This is a genomic window from Brachyspira pilosicoli, from assembly GCF_019402445.1.
GTDB classification, from domain to species: Bacteria; Spirochaetota; Brachyspiria; order Brachyspirales; family Brachyspiraceae; genus Brachyspira; species Brachyspira pilosicoli_B.
In genome coordinates, this window is record NZ_SRZM01000375.1 from 1 (window position 1) to 1,108 (window position 1,108).

The 1,108-nt window shown below is 24.9% G+C and carries 1 protein-coding gene; it reads right to left on the reverse strand.

Annotation, left to right across the window (positions count from 1 at the left end):
• Window positions 1–76 precede the first annotated feature (76 nt).
• Complete coding sequence (gene arsS, locus E6A48_RS10985) at window positions 77–1,024, reverse strand: arsenosugar biosynthesis radical SAM (seleno)protein ArsS (RefSeq protein WP_219710309.1); 948 nt, start codon at window positions 1,022–1,024, stop codon at window positions 77–79.
• Between the last annotated feature and the right edge of the window lie 84 nt (window positions 1,025–1,108).

The following is a 1,108-nucleotide window of genomic DNA, read 5'->3' on the forward strand; positions in this document are numbered from 1 at the left end:
TTTTTTTATAAAATATAATATAACAAAACGATTATTAAATTTCAATTATCAATTATTTTTTGTAAACTTGATAATTTTATTGCAAATTTCCCTGACAGCTGCTTCCTTCTCCTGCAGTACATCCATAACAATAATCTTTAACTGCAATACTGTTTTCTTCTAAATCATCAATAGTTAAATCTCCTATATATTTATTGTGTACAGATGGTAAATTTTTCATTTGATTAAAATCACAATCATACACCTTACCATCATAACCAACATTGACTGTATTTAAACACATAACCTTATAAGCATTTGATGCATTAAAATTATCTTCAAGAAGCTGCATATATTTATCATATTTATTATTTTTTTTAAGCTTCTCTTCAAATCTTCCTATAGGTATATTGGTGATGGTATATAAATTATTAAATACTATTTCATGTTCATTTTTTAAATGTTCTTTATAATCTTTTTCTAATTCAGCTTGAGAGCCAGGCAAATAATCATCTAGCGGATTATAAACCAAATTGATAATCAAATCTTTATCAACCCCATAACCCACAAAGTTTAGATATTTAAGCATATTTATACATTTTTCATAAGTACCATTTCCTCTCTGCTCATCAACATTTTCTTTAGTATAACATGGAAGTGATGCTACTAATTCTACTTTATTGTTTTTAAAAACTTCTATAAGCTCTTTTTTGTTTTCTAAAATAGCTAAATTGCTTCTTAATATAATTCTATTTACATTTTTTAATTTTCTTGCATCTTCTATAAACTTAGAGAGAAACATACAATTTTCAGGAGCCCCGCCTGTTATATCAACATCTATTTTTTTGTTTAAGTTTTTTATGAATTTCAAACAATCATCTAACACTTTTTTGCTTATAGATTCATTTCTATTTATTCCAGCATCCACATGACAATGACTGCAATGTAAATTACAATTATATCCTACGTTAATCTGCAAAGTTTCTATTTCTTTCTTTTTTAATTCTATATTATGTTTTTTTAAAGTTTCAGCAAAATGTGCCATTTATACATACTCCTTAATTTATTATAATCTGCTTTTTTATAAATCTGAAATACAGCCTTTAAAACAAAATTTAAACTACAATAA

Excerpts from the sequence above, each read along its gene's own strand:
- arsS (WP_219710309.1), bottom strand. The coding sequence starts at position 1,024 with ATGGCACATTTTGCTGAAACTTTAAAAAAACATAATATAGAATTAAAA.